Consider the following 14,625-nt stretch of genomic DNA (forward strand, 5'->3'; position numbering starts at 1 on the left):
GCCAAGGCCTGGCGTCCCGTTCACGGCTCAAGAGCATGCGATGGATCGCCATTCATGCGGGCAGTGGTATCGAACGCGGCCAGTTCGGCGGGGTGGAGTTGGTGCTGGACGACGAAGCTGCGGTCCTTGATGCGCCAGAGCCCTTGCCCGGTGCCCAGTCCCGGCAGGAGACGTTGCTCGGTGCCGGTGAGCCCGAGCGCGGTGGCGGTGGGGCCGAGCTGGTCGGTCTCTTGCCGGTAGACGATCCGGGTCTCCGCGTTCGCCAGCAGCGAGTTCGCCAGAGCACGGTTCGCTGAGCCGAGGTCACCGACGTTCTCCAGGTCGGTGAGCTTGTGGAACACGAGCAGGTTCGCCAGGCCGTAGTGGCGGGCGAGCCGCCAGTGCGCGTCCATCCGGCGCAGCAGCGCCGGATGCGACATCAGCCGCCACGCCTCGTCGTAGATGACCCAGCGTCGGCCGCCGTTCGGATCGAGGAGGGCGGCTTCCATCCACGCCGACGAGCACGTCATCAGCACCGAGATCAAGGTGGAGTTCTCGGTGACGCGGGACAGGTCCAGGCTGACCATCGGCAGCGTCGGGTCGAACCTCACCGTCGACGGGCCGTCGAACAGCCCGGCCAGGTCACCAGCGACGAGCCGCCGCAGCGCGTGCCCGACTTGACGGCCATCCTCAGCAAGTCGGCCGTCTGGATCGTCGGCCGGGTCTGGGCGCAGCAGCCGGTCGACCACCATCGGCAGAATCGGCACCTCGGTGTCGCGCACCGCGCCGGCCAGGGCGGTATCGATCGCGGTGTGTTCCAACGGCGCGAGCGGTCGAGCAAGGACGGTCTCGGTGAGCGCGCCCAGTAGGTCCCGGCGCCGCGCAGCCAGCGTGGTCGCCCACTCCCGGTCCGAGAGGCCACCGGGACGGTAGCCCTCATCGAGCGGGTTGAGCCTGTTGCCCATCCCGTGCCCGAGGATGATCGCCTTCCCTCCGACCGCTTCGGCGACACCGGTGTGCTCGCCTTTGGGGTCGCCGGGAACGTAGACGCGGTAGCCGAACGGCAGGCTGCGCGTGTAGAGGCTCTTGGCGAGCGAGGACTTCCCGGAGCCGACGATCCCGGCCAGGATCAGGTTCGGGGCGGTGATAATGCCCCGCCGGTACAGCACCCACGGGTCGTAGACGAACGACGACCCGGAGTAGAGATCCTGCCCGATGAACATCCCCTGCGGCCCGAGACCAGCTTCGGCCAAGAACGGGTAGTGGCCGGCGAAGACGGCGCTGGTGTCCTGATGCCGAGGCAGCCGGAACCTCCCCGGAGTACGGAGCGCGGCTGGCCCTGGCTCGCCGGCCGAGGACAGGTAGACCGTGGCTCGCCGTTCGGCACGCTCAGCCTCCAGCTTCGCGCGGGCCGTGGCCTTCTCCGCCTGCCGCTGCTCGGCGACGAGCCGGGCGGCTGCTTGTCGCCGCTGCTTTCGCAGCCGCCGTCGTTCGGAGGCCGGTGCGACGAGGACGGCGGTGTGCAGCTTCTCGTCCCGGCTCACCACGAGAGCCCCCGGGCCTGCTTGACGGCGGCGACGCCGGGATGCTCGAACCAGCTTCCGTCCCGGACTCCGCTGCGCCGTCTCGCCGTATCGCGCCCGGTCTCGCGGTCCGAGGGTGGGACGGGGGTGTCGTCGGGCGGGTCTGTCGCGTGGTCGGCGGGGATCAGGTGCCGCCGGTAGAGGGCAACGTGCCCGGCCTGCGGGTTGTAGGTCATCGCATAGTCGCCAGTCTCGGCCGGCCGATCCCCGGCACAGACAGGGCCGTGGTCGTGAACATCGCCGTTCTCCAAGGCGGCGTCGGTGGTCTCGTCGCCGTAGTCCCAGCCGGACAGATGCTCGATCCCCGCCTCGACGCCGTCACGGTCGATGAGGTCGAGAACCCGGTCGGCGTCCTCGCCTTGCAGGAACACGACCCCCACCCACTGTTCAACGAGTTGCGTCGGTGGGTTCCAGACGATCCGGCCGGAATGACTCATCGCGGCGTTGAGCCGGTCGTGGGCCCGGTCGATGAGCGTGCCGGCCCGGTGCAGCTCGTCGGCCGCCGACACCGCCTCGACCGCACCGCCGGCCGGGTCGCGTGCTTCGTCGGCCAGCTGATGCTGCTGGTTCAGGTGGGCGGTGGCGAGCTGGTCCAGGACTTGCCGGAGCGAGCGCACCCCGCCCAGCAGGTCACCGATCACCGCGTACATGTCGGCCGGGTCGGCGAAGCTGCGGGTGGCGTGCGCGAGCCCGCGCAACGCTTCGGACGCCTCGGCGGCGTCGCGGCCGGGATCGGCGAACGTGGGCATCACTGGCCTCCATCTGTGCAGGGTCTCGACGCCTGCCAGGTAGGCCAGCGGTCACACGATCCGGCACAGCGGGAGCGCCGCCGCGGTGAAGGCTGCGGCTTGCTGGCCGACGAGCCGGCGGGTCTCGCAGGAGGCTTGGATCGCGGACTGCTCGATCGCGGCGATCGCGGCTTCCAGGTCGTCGAGGGTGGGTGCCGTGATGCTGATGAGGCCGGAGACGCGGAGCACGCCGTGTCCGGCGGTGAGGTCGGCTTCCTGTTGGAGCACGTCGTGGTACTCGGCGGTCTGGGCGGCGTCCTCGATCTGTCCCATCCGTGCCCGCTGGGCCGCATCGGAGAGGTGTTCGACCTTCTTCTTGCGGATGTCGCGGGCGGCCTGATCCGAACGCATCGGCGTGTAGAGCAGCGAGACCGAGCGTTGGATGCCGGTGGACAGCAGCACAGGGGCGAGGAAGCCCGGGTAGACCATGCTCCGGGGCCATTCGGCGACCCAGAGGACGGTGTGCCAGGCCGAGTCGGTGCGCAGGCTGCCCCAGGTCTCGGTGACCGCGACCGGGCCGGCGGTGGCGAGGTCTTGCCCGAGCTTCCCGTGCCGTTCCAGTGCGGCGGCGACGGCCGGGTCGTAGGCCGAGCGCAGGATCACCGCGACCTGGCCGGGGCCGAGCCACCCGACCGGGGTCAGGTCCGCCGACCGCAGCGCGGCGGTTAGGGTCGCCATCTCTTGGCGCAGGACCGCGGCGGCGCCCCGGATGCCGCCGCCGGCGGTCCTGATCTGCCGGGCCGCGGTCTTCATGTCCAGGGAGAGGCTGATCGTGGTGGCGTGCCGTTCCCCGGCGGGACCGGCCCGTTCGATCAGCTCGGCGTAGGTGGTCGCGGCCCAGGAGTCGTCGGCGGTGCCGTGCTCGGCCCACCATTCGGCCAGTCCGGTCCCGGAGTCCGGCAGCGTCCGCTCCAGGACCTGCAGGGTCGCGATCCGCCCGGACCGGCAGATCGTGGCGAGCACCCGTCCCCAGGAGGTGACCCGGCGTTCCTGCTCGCCGGGGTCGAGCAGCACGAACGCGGGATGGGTGACTTCGCAGACCACGGTGAGGGTGGACTGGCGGGGGTCGTGGATCATGCAGGCCCCGGTCTCGGGGTCCAGATGCTCGCGCAGCCGGGCCATGTCGCCGGGCAGGGCGAGGTTCCCGGCCGGGCGCGGGGTGACGATCCGCCGCCGGTACAGCAGTTGCCCGCCGGTGGAGCGCCACAGCCACCAGCAGGCGACGGGGAGCCATTCGACCATCGGCCGCCCGGCGACGGGCACCCAGGTCAGCACCGCGGCGAGCACCCAGATCGGGGCGGTGTAGGCCAGCAGCATCCCGGCCCCGCCGTAGAACGCCGCCAGCACGCTCAGGCCGCCGATGCCGAGGGTGATGAGCTGTGAGATCGAGAGCCCCAGCAGCACACCCCGGCGCGTGAGGCGGGAGAACTTCACCGGCGTCAGCTCACTGCCCGGCGCTTTCTGATCTGTCGTGGCGGGCATGGCCGGTCACTCCTTTCCGGTTTGCGGCGGCGCTGGCTGGGACGGTGCCGGGGTGCGCGGCTGGGGTGCGGACGGCGGGGGCGGTGTCTTGGACGGCGCGGTCTGGCCGCTACCGGCTTGGCCTTCGGCGCCGCTGGCGGCGGTCTCGGCCTGTCCGGCGACTGCCTTGCCTGCCTTCGGGCCGGATTCGGCCGCGCCCTTGACGACCTGCGCTCCGACGACGACCGCCGCGGCCGGACCCGCCGCCGCAGCACCGCCCCCCGCTCCTGCCGCCGCACCGGACCCTGCGCTGGTGCCGGCACCAGCGGTGCCAGCGCTGCCGGTGCCGCTGGCGGCGGCCGGTGCCGGGGTGCGCGGCGACGGGCTGCCGCCTGGTCCGCCGCCGGACACCTTTCCGCCTCCCGGGTCGCCGCCCTGGGGGTCATCGAGAACCTTCTTCGGCTCGCCGCCGCCGGGGGTCTTGGAGGGCAGCGGGAGGGGACGGTTGAGGGCGTTCTTGGCTTCCTGCTCGGTGCCCATCTGCTGGTAGAGGTCGAAGCCGATGAACGACACGAACCGGTAGGCCATGTACGGGGCGAAGGCCGCGATTCCCATCAGCACGATCCCGGTGATCGGCTCGGTGACCGCGGTGATGTCCGCCTCGATGGGGGTGGCGATCTGGGTGATCGCCAGCAGGAAGATCACCACGAGCACGAGCTTGGACACGATCAGAGCGATCACGAACGCGGCCCACTTGCCGATCCACCCCTTGGTGGCATCCCACGAGGCGCCGGCGAACGCGATCGGCGCGAGCACGACCCCGACCAGCAGCAGCGCCTTGCGGATCAGCAGCGAGAACCAGACGATGAAGACCGCGGCGATCATCAGCCCGGCCAGGAAGATCGTGACGATCGCGCCGACACCGGGAGCGGCGATGTTGATGCCGGTCAGTCCGGCGGCGAGCAGGATGATCTTGTCGCCCATCGTCTCGGTGGTCTCCCCGGATGCCTGGATGATGCCGATGCAGAGCTGGTCCACGATCTCCAGCGCGAGCGCGGTCAGCGTGACCACGACGAACGCGCCGAGCACCGACTTCGCCGCTCCGAGCGCGGCACGAGACAGTGCGGTCGGGTCGCGCTTGATGAGCCCGGTGATGAGTTGCAGGCAGAAGAAGATCAGCACCAGGAACACGCCGATGCCGAAGATCAGGTTGTAGACGTTGGTGAACCCATCGGTTTGGACGTCGACCAGGGTGGTCGTGTCGAACACCGCCCACATCGCCTCGATCAGCCAGCCGGCCGCGCCGCCCATCGCCTGGGCGAGCCAGTCGAACGGGGCAGCCACGACCGTCGCGGCAGCTTCCCCGGCCACATCGCACACCGACGAGATGACCGGCACATCGCAGACACCCATCGTGAATCTCCTGTCGTGTCGGGGCCGGCCTCAGACGGCCTGGCCGACGTCCCAGAAGAAGTTGACGAGCGTCACTGCGGCGCCGCAGATCACCGCGGCGCCGCAGGAGATCAGCACGCCGAGCTTCCCTCGCCCGGACAGGTGCGGGTTGGAGCTGTTGGCGCCGTAGGCCCACACGATCGCGGACACGATCAGCGCCAGGACGGACAGGATGAGGCCGACCGTCATCACGGCGCCGACGATGGCGCGGAGCTGTTCGATGCCGGGCAGGCCGGAGCTGTTGGGGTCGATGTCGATCACGGCGGTTACTCCCTCGCTGAGCGGATGGCTGGTTCAGCGGCGAGGTGAGCCAGTTGCCCCCTGAGGGCCGCGTCTGCCTGCGCGCGGGGGTCAGAGCTGGCGGCCGAGGACGATCAGCCAGTTCACCCACGCCACCCCAGCACCGGCGAGCACGGCGGCACCGGCCCCGACGAGCACCCCGACCCGGCCCTTGGAGGCCAGCGAGTGGTTGCCGTGCGACGCGCCCAGCGCCCAGCAGATCGCCGAGACGACGATCATCAGCACCGCGACGACGAGCACGATCGTGAGCAGCGCACCGATCACCTGTTCCAGGTCACCGATCCCGGCCAGGCCGTCGAAGTCGGGGAACACGTCCATCACGCACCGGCCTTGACGGTGACGTGGAGGTGGTCGAAGTGTCCGCCGGTCACGTCACCGGGGTCGTGGCTTCCGCCGCCGTCGTAGTCGCGCCAGCCTTCCCCATCGCGGGCGACCGACCAGATGCGGCCCTGCCAGATCAGGTACTCCACGCCCAGGGTCTCGGCGTGGTCTTTCATCCAGTTCGTCACCCGCCATCCGTCCTCGAGTTGCGCGGGTGTGGGATAGGTCCCGATGCGGTTGCCGAAGGTGATGTCGCAGGCGCGTCCCAGCGGGTGCTCGGAGGTGGTGCCGGGCCGGGGCGAGTAGCAGGCCCAGCCGGTGTCGGGGAACCCTGCGCGGGCTTGGGCCACGAGGTGCGCCATCCGGGCGGTGATCTGCCCGTCGCTGGTGGGGTCGTCCACTAGCCGGTCGGGGTCGCCGTCGACCGGGGCGGGTTCGCCCGCGGTGCCGCCGGGGGTGTCGCAGCCGGCGGGGGTGCCGACGGCGGCTTCGGGCAGGTCGGCGGCGTTGTGCGCGTTGAGCCACGCGGCGGCGTCGACGGCCTCGCCGTGGGTGCCGCCGGGGCGGACCTCGAAGTGCAGATGCGGTCCGGTGGAGTTGCCGGAGCTGCCGACATCGCCGATGTGCTGCCCGGCGACCACCCGGTCACCGGCTGAGGCGTGGAGGCCGGATTCCCACATGTGGGCGTAGGCGGTCGCCACCGTCTGGCCGTCGATCTGATGCTCGATGACGATCAGCCCGCCGTAGCCGCCGGAGAACTCCGCGACGGTCACGGTGCCGTCCGCGGCGGCGAGGATCGGGGTGCCGTCGGGGGCGGCGAGGTCGGTGCCGGTGTGGAACGACGACTCTCCGGTGATCGGGTGGACTCGTGGCCCGAACTCGCTGGTGAGCACCCAGGTTCCCTCCGGCAGCGGGAACACCACCCGCGCGGACTGTGCCACCGGACCCGCCGCGACCGCGGACCTCGCCGGACCGGCCGAGCCGGATGCGTCGGTTCCGTCGCTGGCGGCGCCGGTGAGGGCATCAAGGATCGCGTCGGCGACTGGCTGGTAGTTGCGGTAGCGGTCCGGGTAGGCGCTGACTTCGACGGCTTGGGCGGCTTCGCCGGGGTCCATCTGCTGCCAGCCCGGGATGTCCAGCAGCCCCCGCGGGCTCGGGTAGTTCGGGCCGTCCGGTCCGCCGAAGAACGCCCGCGCCTGGTAGTTCGGGTCCATCAGCTCCGCGACGGTGCCCCACCCGGATTGCGGTCGCATCTGGAACAGGCCGAGCGAGTCGTGATCCGAGCCGTTGCCGTCGTTGGGGTAGTTCCCGCTGTCGGGGTAGGCGCCGGTGTTCGCCAACTGCCGCAGCGTGCTCTCGGCCAGCGCGGCCATCAGCGCGATCGTGATGCCGGGCCGGCCGACGCCCTCGATCCCGCCGCCGATCGTGATGATGGTGGCCGCGTGCGTGAGCTGCTGCCGGTTCAGGGTGAACGTCTCACCGTTCGCGGTCGTGACCGTCAGCGACTCCGGGACCGTCCCGACGGTCACCGATCCGCCGGGAGTCGCGCAGTTCGCGGCGGCGGGATTCATCAGCACGCCGATGCCGACCAGCCCCAGCATGGGGCCGAGCAGCAGCAGCGCGAGGATGGCGGCGGTGAGCTTCTTCAACACGGCAGGACCCGGTGGCTATCGGAGCGGGTTGTCGAGCTGGGACAGGCGCAGCAGATGACACAGGCCGGTGCGGAACTGCGGCGCCGGCGGCGGGCAGGCCAGGAACACCGTGAACGACACCGACTGCTCAGCCGTGACCGGTTCGCCGTTCCAGACGCCCGCGCGGTGGCGGGTGCCCTCGATCGTGACCGCGGTGGCACCAGGCGCGAGCTGGCCGGGCTGGGCTTGCTCGACCGCCTGATCCCATGCCTCCGGTACGAACGAGCGGTCGATGACCAGGCGCTGGGTGGTGGCGTACTGGCGCAGCTCGATCCACGTCTCACGGGAGGGCAGGTAGGCGGCGATGTCCGAGCCGAGTCCGGCCTGCTCGGTGCCGGAGGGGTCGCCGACCTCCAAGATTCCGGCGGAGTAGTCCAGCGGCATCAGCCCGGAGCCGGTGTCCCACCCGAACAGCGCTTCCGCGACGTTGCGGGCGAACTGATCCGGGTCGTGCGAGGGCAACACTCGCGGTGGCCCCGGCGCCGCCGGGCCGGTCTCGTCGAGCGCGGTGACGGTCGGCGCCGGTGCGGGTGCGCCGTCACGGGGTGGTCGTGGGCCGGTGAGGAGCCCGTAGACGCCGACACCGACGAGGAGCAGCAGGGCGAGCCCGGCGGCGATCACGGCGATCAGCCGGCCACGGGACCAGGATGCGAGATTCGTCTTCATACCCGCCAGGTGCGCCCGCCCGTGACACACCGGGACCCGGAGTAGTTCAGAGTGCGCGTAGCAGCGGCTGGTCGGGCTGGGTCGTGGTGCGGGCGGTGCGGAGCCGGTCAGCGAAGGCCATCGTGCCTTCGACGGCGGCGAAGAACACCTCGATCTGCTCGTCGGTCAGGTCCGTCGCCAGTTCGTCCACGTCGTAGTGCGTCCACCACGCGTCCAGCCCGCCCCAGGTCAGCACGAACGCGCGCACCGAGAACCGTGCCGGACCCGCGTCCCCGTCAGCGGGTCGCGCCTCGGATACGGCCCGTTTCGGAGCCTTGCCGCGCCGGGTGGTATGGACGCGGGCGAGTGCTTCGTCGGCCAGCTCGTGCAGCCGCCGGTCCCGCTCAGCGCCGGTGTCGGAGTGTGCGTCCCGGAGACGCTGGAGGATCGGGTTGACCGGCGCGCCGGCCTCGATCCGCGCCAGCCCGTCGCGGGCCTGGCCGCGCAGCGCCTCAGAGACGGAAGGGTCGTCGGTCAGGCGTTGCAGGAACCCGATCTGCTCCAGCCGCGTGTAGGACAACGAGCCGGTCACCATCCGCGCTGCTTGCGCGCGGGCATCGCCGAGCGGGCCGGGGGCTGGTGGTCCCGCCGAATCGGCGGGACCATGCTTCCCGGGCTCGTGGCCGTCCTGGAACTGGGTGGCCGCCTTCCTGCGGGCGGCGTCCTCGGCGATGAGTTCCTTGATCTCCCGGTACAGCCCGGCCGCCTCGATCGGGGTGAGGGACTTGTGGAGCTGGTTGTCGTCCTGTTCAGCGAGCAGATGACCGAGCCGGTCCGAGATGCCCGAGCGCACCCACACGCTGACGCGGCGGTGCCCGAGCTGCTTGATCGCCGCGAGCCGCCGCGCCCCGCACACCAGCGTCCCGTCCGGGGTGATCGTCGGCGGCTGCAACAGGCCCTCCCGCTCGATCGACGCCGCCAGAGCGTCGAGGTCGCCCAGGTCGGTGCGGTGCCGGCGACCGACGGTGATGGAGTCCACCGTCCGCTCCAGCTCGATCCGCCCGTCCGGGGTACTCATCTGGCACCTCGCGACGTGTCGGTGCCGCGCGCGTTCGTGCCGGGTGCCGCCAGCGACAGGGTGAGCACGAGGTCGTCGTCGCGCAAAAGCACCGGGAGCGTCTCACCGATCAGCAGCCGCAGCAGGATGCCCCGTCCGGCGCCGGTCGTCGCGAGTTCCGCCGCGGGGCTGCCCAGCAGCGCACGCAGCAGCACCGCCCAGGTCCGGCCCGGCATGTCGAGCAACGCGCGGGCGTGCTTGTCACGCCGCAGCGTCTCGTAGGCGGTGTGCCGGTTCCCGACCCGGGTCAGCGTCCCGCAGACATGCTCCACCGCCGCCCGCGCGGTCCCCGCAGGCCAGCCCAGCAGCACCAGCAGCGTGATCGCATCCTCGACCGCCGCGGTCGCCGACGTCGGTTCCGACCCGTCCCGCCCTGCCTCGTCACCGTGTTCCTCGCCGTGCCCGGTGGTGTCGTGCGGGTCGGTGATCTGGAAGGCGGGGTGGTAGTCGTCCAGCGGGTTCTCCCGGTCGGAGAGCCGTTCGGGGTCGTGGAACACCGAGTAGCGGGGCCGGCGCGCCTGGTGGGTCGAGCACAGCAGCCCTTGGCCGCGTTCCTCGGCGATGCAGGTGATCCGCACCGCGTGAGTGACCACCGCCCACGGGTCATCGGCGGTGCGGGCGGCCTTGCTGCGCATCACGTCGAACGCCGCTGACGCGGCCTCCCACGGGTCGAGCCGGTGCTTGTGCGCCAGGGCCGCGTACTTCTCGGCCGCGAACGCCATCAGCTCACCCGCCACGGGGTCCTGCTCCCACGCGCCACGACCCGCGGCGTGGAGCCGGTGCAGCAGCGCGCGCAGCCCCTCGCTGCTGCGGTAATCCTCCGCCCGTTCGCCGCTGTTCGTCGTGCCGGTGGTCTTGGTGTCGTCGGTCATGGTTGGGGCACCTCCTGGCGGGCAGGTGCGCCCGCAGGTCCCTGCGGGTCTGACCTCCGCCAGCCAGGCGTCCACCACTGATCACCGCTCCCGGCTACCGCATCCCGACCCCGGAGCGGACCTGGGCTCGGTCGGTGCCGCCGCGACGCCCGAACGCCGACACCGGCGGCAGATGCCGGGCACGTTCGCTCGCCCTCTGCGCGCCCTTCTCGATCGGGGCGCGCAGACGGCGGCTCCCCGCGGCGGCGAGGTCGATGCCGCCGCGCGACAGCGCCCCGCCGGCGCGGGCGAACAGGTCGGTCGGGCGCACCCAGTCCACGCCCCGGCCCCGTACCTGCGCCAGCTTCTCCTTCGCGGCCCGGCGGGATGCGGCGTCCCTGATCGCGTCCGGCGTCCTCGTCGCCTCCGCATCCTCGGTCGGCGCGGTCGGTGTTCGTGGGGCGTCGTCCGGCACGCGATGCCGTCGGTACTGCTCGGCCGGGTTCGTCTGGTCCTGGTCACTCATGGCGTGACTCCTTCCCTTATGGGCTCGGACCCGGGCGGGCCGGCCTCATGGCTGTGGTGAGCGTCGGGACGCTCGGGGCGGGGCAGCCACCGGCCGACTGTCGAGGGATGCACCCCCAGGTGTCGGGCGATGGCCTTGTTCGACCACTCCCGCTCCCGTAGCTGCGCCGCCTGCGCCCGACGATCCGAACCAGCGTCCTCACCCGCCTCGAAGGGGCCGGGCGTGGCAGGCGGGGGTGCGGGTCGTTCGGGCTCGATGCCTGCCACGGTGACCGTGGCGGGCGGCACCTCACCCGCTGTCTCTGGCGGTTCGGCGGGACGGGCGGCAGCGCGGGTCAGAACGACGGTCAGATGGGTGATCGCCAGCAGCACCACGGGCGGCACCGCGGCGACTGCAGCCGCGAGCGGGCCTGGCACGTCGGCGTCCGCGGCGACGACCGCATGCAGGGAGTTCGCCGTCACCGACACCGCCGCGCCGCCGATCAGCAGCGTCCACGGATACCAGGCCGCCTTCTCACCGGCGAGCGCGACCACGGCGACCGTGGACACCACGATCACGCCATCGACGATCAGCGGCCACGCCCACGCTTGCCCCGCCCCTATCCCGGAGCGGCGGGCCAGGTCAGCCAGCGCGGTGAAGGACAGCCAGAACGCTCCGGTGGCGATGAACACCGTCCCAGCAACGGAAGTGACCACGGCCCAGCTCCGCCCCCGCACCCTGTTCATCCCAGGCCCCTCACCGCGCCCGCCCACGACCCGGGGTCGCGTCGAGCGAACCCACCCGCCGGCGTGCTCGCTGAGGCGGAGCGTTCTCGGCGGGCGGCTCCCGCGTTGACGCTGCGGTAGGCGCTGTAGACGGTGCGGGTGATCTCCCGCTCGGCGAAGTCGGGCTGCTCGGCACGCACCAGCGCATCCAGGGCATCGGAGACCGGCACGTTCCCCTCAGCCAGGCGGCACGCGGCCCAGAACAGCTTGTAGTTCCGATCGCCCTTGATCTGCCGGGACAGCCACGCCGCCAGCCGGTCCGCGTTCTCCCGCCCCGACGCCTGCCCGCCTTCCCGCCCCGGGCGACGTGGCGGTGGCGGATCGAGGAAGTCACGTAGCCGCACCGCATCCACCGGCGCGACCGCACCGGCGGCCACTTGCTCGACCCGGTACGAGACCGAAGTAGCCTCCAGTCGCAGCGTCGAGGGGGGCGCGATGACGTAGCCTCCGTCCCCGCGGCAATCCACGCCGGCCTTGCCGACCGCCCACGACCGCTGCACCCGGGCCGGGACGGCCGGGAAGTAGGCATGCCGACCCCCGGTGGGCGTGGTCACCGTCGCCAGCGGCGCCGGGATCAGACCCGCGCGAGCCGCCCGCGCATATGCCGCGTACCCGTCGACGCCGTGCACGTCCACGTCGATCACGACCAGACCCGAGACGGCGCCGGTCGGGATGCCGATGTTCGCGCTCGGCTGCCACCGCCACCACTGCGCGACCTGGTGCGGGTCGGTTGTCGCGCGCCGGAAACCGGACGCGACGATCGGGGTCTTCTCGCCCGGCACGCACGGGAACACGGCCACCCCGGCCCGTGCCAGCTCGCGTGCTGCAACCGGCAACGGCAGACCGTCGAGCCGGTCGAACACGGCGGCGAACGCCGAGGGGGCGACCATCACAGCCCCCGCTCCGGCACCGCCTGCACCGTCCGCGGCTCACGCACCGGCAACGGCTCGGCCCCCGGTCCCGCCTCCGGCGCCCGCGCAGGTCCAGACTGTTCGACTTCGGGTCGGTCGAGTCGCAGTGAGGTCGGGTTGCCGTTGCCGAGCTGGATCGTGTCGAGCTGGCCCAGGACCTCGGTCGCGGTGCGGCGGACCTTCTCGCCGGTGTCGCGGATGACCTGCACCGGGTCCGTGCCGTCGACGTTCGCGGCCCACCCAGCGACGTAGGGGATCGTGTAGTCGCTGGTGTCCATGCCATGCGCTGCGGCGATCATCAGCGCCACCGACTCGGCCTCGACCTCACCGATCCCGCGATGCTGGCGCGCGTCCTGCTGGTTCGGCCCATGCAGACGCACATGGCCCAGTTCGTGCGCGAGGGTCTTCACCTGCGCGGCCGGATCCATGTCGGTCCGCACCAGGACCTGGCGGGTCTCGTAGTCGGTCATGCCGTTCGCGCCGCGGATCGCGTCGGCGTCGGGTATCCGCAGCACCTCGAATCCCAGCGACTCGACCTGCCCGGCCAGCCCCTCCCACAGCCCGGCGGGCGCCTCGCCTCTCAGCAGCTTCGGGCTTGGCAGTTCCGGCAGGTCGGCACCGTGGGTCCGGGACACATCCCACACATGAGCGGGGACGACGCTGACGATCCGCCGTTGCACGACCTCACCCGGGCGCGGCTTCTCGCCCTTCGTCAGGCGTCGCCACGAGGCCGGGTCCTTCGGCGTGGCCGTGGCGAAACGCACTCGGACCGGGGCGCGAATCTCATAGCCGCCGCCGGCCTCGGCCCAGCGGCCCATCTTCTTCCAGTCCTGGAACCCGGCCACCCATGTCGGCGTCGGGGATGGCACCCGGCCCTGCTCGTAGGCTTCCAGGTGCTGAGCCCAGATCAGCAGCGTGTTGTTGAATGAGCGCGATCGGAACCGCGCGGCGAACTCCATCGCCCGCCGCCAGTCCTCACCTGAGACCAGCTCCTCGACCGAGCGCACGATGCGTTCTTCGAGAGCTTCGAGCTTCGCTTCCCGCGTCTCGCTCCTCATCGCCATCGCAGGACCTCCCTCCGCCGTGGCCGCCCCGAGTGGGAGCAGCCGTTGCGACCACGAGGTACGCCGGGCGGATCAGGAAGACAAGGCGGACGACGGAAACGAGACTGGCGACCGCCAGGCTCCGCGATGAACCCGACGAGTCCCTACCGGACTACCGGAACCCCCGAAAGCCGTGGGGCCGCGGCCCGCGATCCTGCGGATATGACCCGGCTCGATGCGCGTTTCACCCGGACGACGGGGTGGCACGCGAGCGGGCGATCGCCCGGTAGCGGCTCGGCGTCACACCGACGCTACGACGGAACTGACGCGCCGCGAAATCAGGATCACTCCACCCCACCTCACGAGCAACCACCGCGATCGGCGTGTCCGTCGTGCGTAGAAGACCCGCCATCCGCTCCGCCCGCAACATCGTCAGATACGCGATCGGCGACTTCCCGTACGCCTCCACGAACACACGACCAAGCTGCGACTTCGACAGATGCACCTCGCGCGCCAGGTCCGTCACCGACCACCGACGCACCGGGTCCGACCGCAGCAGCTCGGCGACCCTCCGCGCCTCGGCCCGCAACGGCGCGAATCCCCGTCGCCTGGGCGGAGCAGGCCACGTCGTCGCGCGCTGCGTGGAGGACTCGCGCACCGGTGTCGTCGTGACGAACGGAGTCAGGACGTGAGCGATCGAGAACCACAACGCCTGCACCCGATGAAAGTTCGCGACCGGGCGATCCTCAACACTCAGCGCGACCAGCTCGCCCAGCCACGGCATCAACATCCCCGCCCGGTCCTCACCAAGTCGGAGAACCTGGGCTGGCTCGGCATAAGTCGTCGCAAAGAAGTCCTGTGCTTCAAGTCGATCTTGCAGAAAGCCGACGTACTGCCAGAACACCTGGTCCACCAGGTAATCGGTGTTCGCGAAGACGGTGGTCGTCGTGACGTGGCCTTCTGGCTCACTCCCGCACAGGACGTTCGCGCCGAGCACGACAACATCGCCAATACAGACGGGTCGCTGTCCGAACTCACTGAACAGCACCGCGGACCCAGAGCGGACGATGACAATCTTGATGCAGTCATATGCCACCGGACCGATCGGACGATGCTCGGTACGGGTCAATGCCGTGATGGGTGAGCGCAGGCCTTGTTCGTCTGCCTCGAATCCCAACATGTTCTTGACCCGG

General features: G+C 71.2%; 15 protein-coding genes. All 15 read right to left on the bottom strand.

What is annotated here, in order from left to right; genetic code table 11:
* Positions 1–20: 20 nt before the first annotated feature.
* The 15 genes from Bequi_RS08015 to Bequi_RS08085 all read right to left on the bottom strand — a co-directional run bounded on the left by Bequi_RS08015 (position 21) and on the right by Bequi_RS08085 (position 14,612).
* Positions 21–1,526, bottom strand: coding sequence for an ATP-binding protein (locus Bequi_RS08015; RefSeq protein WP_430623104.1), 1,506 nt, complete (start codon positions 1,524–1,526; stop codon positions 21–23).
* A complete protein-coding gene (locus Bequi_RS08020; protein ID WP_007927131.1) occupies positions 1,520–2,311 on the bottom strand; it encodes a hypothetical protein in 792 nt (263 codons plus the stop codon). The genes Bequi_RS08015 and Bequi_RS08020 overlap by 7 nt, the downstream gene beginning before the upstream one ends.
* Before the next feature lie 51 nt (positions 2,312–2,362).
* Positions 2,363–3,832 (bottom strand): SCO6880 family protein, encoded by a 1,470-nt coding sequence (locus tag Bequi_RS08025; RefSeq protein ID WP_040881164.1) that lies wholly within the window; start codon positions 3,830–3,832, stop codon positions 2,363–2,365.
* Positions 3,833–3,838: 6 nt separating this feature from the next.
* Positions 3,839–5,224, bottom strand: a complete 1,386-nt coding sequence (locus tag Bequi_RS08030; RefSeq protein ID WP_128277085.1) for a TrbL/VirB6 family protein — start codon at positions 5,222–5,224, stop codon at positions 3,839–3,841.
* A gap of 30 nt (positions 5,225–5,254) precedes the next feature.
* Complete coding sequence (locus Bequi_RS08035; RefSeq protein WP_007926521.1) at positions 5,255–5,524, bottom strand: DUF6112 family protein; 270 nt, start codon at positions 5,522–5,524, stop codon at positions 5,255–5,257.
* 90 nt (positions 5,525–5,614) lie between these two features.
* Positions 5,615–5,881 (bottom strand): DUF6112 family protein, encoded by a 267-nt coding sequence (locus tag Bequi_RS08040; RefSeq protein ID WP_007926523.1) that lies wholly within the window; start codon positions 5,879–5,881, stop codon positions 5,615–5,617.
* Positions 5,881–7,536 (bottom strand): VldE C-terminal domain-containing protein, encoded by a 1,656-nt coding sequence (locus Bequi_RS08045; RefSeq protein ID WP_165583642.1) that lies wholly within the window; start codon positions 7,534–7,536, stop codon positions 5,881–5,883. The genes Bequi_RS08040 and Bequi_RS08045 overlap by 1 nt, the downstream gene beginning before the upstream one ends.
* 15 nt (positions 7,537–7,551) lie before the next feature.
* A complete protein-coding gene (locus Bequi_RS08050; RefSeq protein WP_007926532.1) occupies positions 7,552–8,241 on the bottom strand; it encodes a hypothetical protein in 690 nt (229 codons plus the stop codon).
* Between the two features lie 46 nt (positions 8,242–8,287).
* Positions 8,288–9,298, bottom strand: coding sequence for a ParB N-terminal domain-containing protein (locus Bequi_RS08055; RefSeq protein ID WP_249737438.1), 1,011 nt, complete (start codon positions 9,296–9,298; stop codon positions 8,288–8,290).
* On the bottom strand, positions 9,295–10,209 hold the full coding sequence (locus Bequi_RS08060; protein ID WP_007926536.1) for a hypothetical protein: 915 nt from the start codon (positions 10,207–10,209) through the stop codon (positions 9,295–9,297). Before Bequi_RS08060 ends, Bequi_RS08055 begins: the two co-directional genes overlap by 4 nt.
* A gap of 94 nt (positions 10,210–10,303) precedes the next feature.
* Entirely contained in the window at positions 10,304–10,714 is a 411-nt protein-coding gene (locus tag Bequi_RS08065) for a hypothetical protein (RefSeq protein ID WP_007926537.1), read from the bottom strand.
* Positions 10,711–11,409 (bottom strand): helix-turn-helix domain-containing protein, encoded by a 699-nt coding sequence (locus Bequi_RS08070; protein ID WP_007926539.1) that lies wholly within the window; start codon positions 11,407–11,409, stop codon positions 10,711–10,713. Before Bequi_RS08070 ends, Bequi_RS08065 begins: the two co-directional genes overlap by 4 nt.
* Positions 11,410–11,435: 26 nt before the next feature.
* Positions 11,436–12,368, bottom strand: coding sequence for a bifunctional DNA primase/polymerase (locus Bequi_RS08075; RefSeq protein WP_007926541.1), 933 nt, complete (start codon positions 12,366–12,368; stop codon positions 11,436–11,438).
* Positions 12,368–13,453, bottom strand: a complete 1,086-nt coding sequence (locus Bequi_RS08080; RefSeq protein ID WP_007926543.1) for an ImmA/IrrE family metallo-endopeptidase — start codon at positions 13,451–13,453, stop codon at positions 12,368–12,370. The genes Bequi_RS08075 and Bequi_RS08080 overlap by 1 nt, the downstream gene beginning before the upstream one ends.
* 223 nt (positions 13,454–13,676) lie before the next feature.
* Entirely contained in the window at positions 13,677–14,612 is a 936-nt protein-coding gene (locus Bequi_RS08085) for a helix-turn-helix transcriptional regulator (RefSeq protein ID WP_249737439.1), read from the bottom strand.
* Between the last annotated feature and the right edge of the window lie 13 nt (positions 14,613–14,625).

This window comes from Brachybacterium equifaecis, from assembly GCF_023509525.1.
GTDB classification, from domain to species: domain Bacteria; phylum Actinomycetota; class Actinomycetes; order Actinomycetales; family Dermabacteraceae; genus Brachybacterium; species Brachybacterium equifaecis.

Excerpts from the sequence above, each read along its gene's own strand:
- Bequi_RS08020 (WP_007927131.1), bottom strand. The coding sequence starts at position 2,311 with ATGCCCACGTTCGCCGATCCCGGCCGCGACGCCGCCGAGGCGTCCGAA.
- Bequi_RS08025 (WP_040881164.1), bottom strand. The coding sequence starts at position 3,832 with ATGCCCGCCACGACAGATCAGAAAGCGCCGGGCAGTGAGCTGACGCCG.
- Bequi_RS08030 (WP_128277085.1), bottom strand. The coding sequence starts at position 5,224 with ATGGGTGTCTGCGATGTGCCGGTCATCTCGTCGGTGTGCGATGTGGCC.
- Bequi_RS08040 (WP_007926523.1), bottom strand. The coding sequence starts at position 5,881 with ATGGACGTGTTCCCCGACTTCGACGGCCTGGCCGGGATCGGTGACCTG.
- Bequi_RS08050 (WP_007926532.1), bottom strand. The coding sequence starts at position 8,241 with ATGAAGACGAATCTCGCATCCTGGTCCCGTGGCCGGCTGATCGCCGTG.
- Bequi_RS08055 (WP_249737438.1), bottom strand. The coding sequence starts at position 9,298 with ATGAGTACCCCGGACGGGCGGATCGAGCTGGAGCGGACGGTGGACTCC.
- Bequi_RS08060 (WP_007926536.1), bottom strand. The coding sequence starts at position 10,209 with ATGACCGACGACACCAAGACCACCGGCACGACGAACAGCGGCGAACGG.
- Bequi_RS08065 (WP_007926537.1), bottom strand. The coding sequence starts at position 10,714 with ATGAGTGACCAGGACCAGACGAACCCGGCCGAGCAGTACCGACGGCAT.
- Bequi_RS08075 (WP_007926541.1), bottom strand. The coding sequence starts at position 12,368 with ATGGTCGCCCCCTCGGCGTTCGCCGCCGTGTTCGACCGGCTCGACGGT.
- Bequi_RS08080 (WP_007926543.1), bottom strand. The coding sequence starts at position 13,453 with ATGGCGATGAGGAGCGAGACGCGGGAAGCGAAGCTCGAAGCTCTCGAA.
- Bequi_RS08085 (WP_249737439.1), bottom strand. The coding sequence starts at position 14,612 with ATGTTGGGATTCGAGGCAGACGAACAAGGCCTGCGCTCACCCATCACG.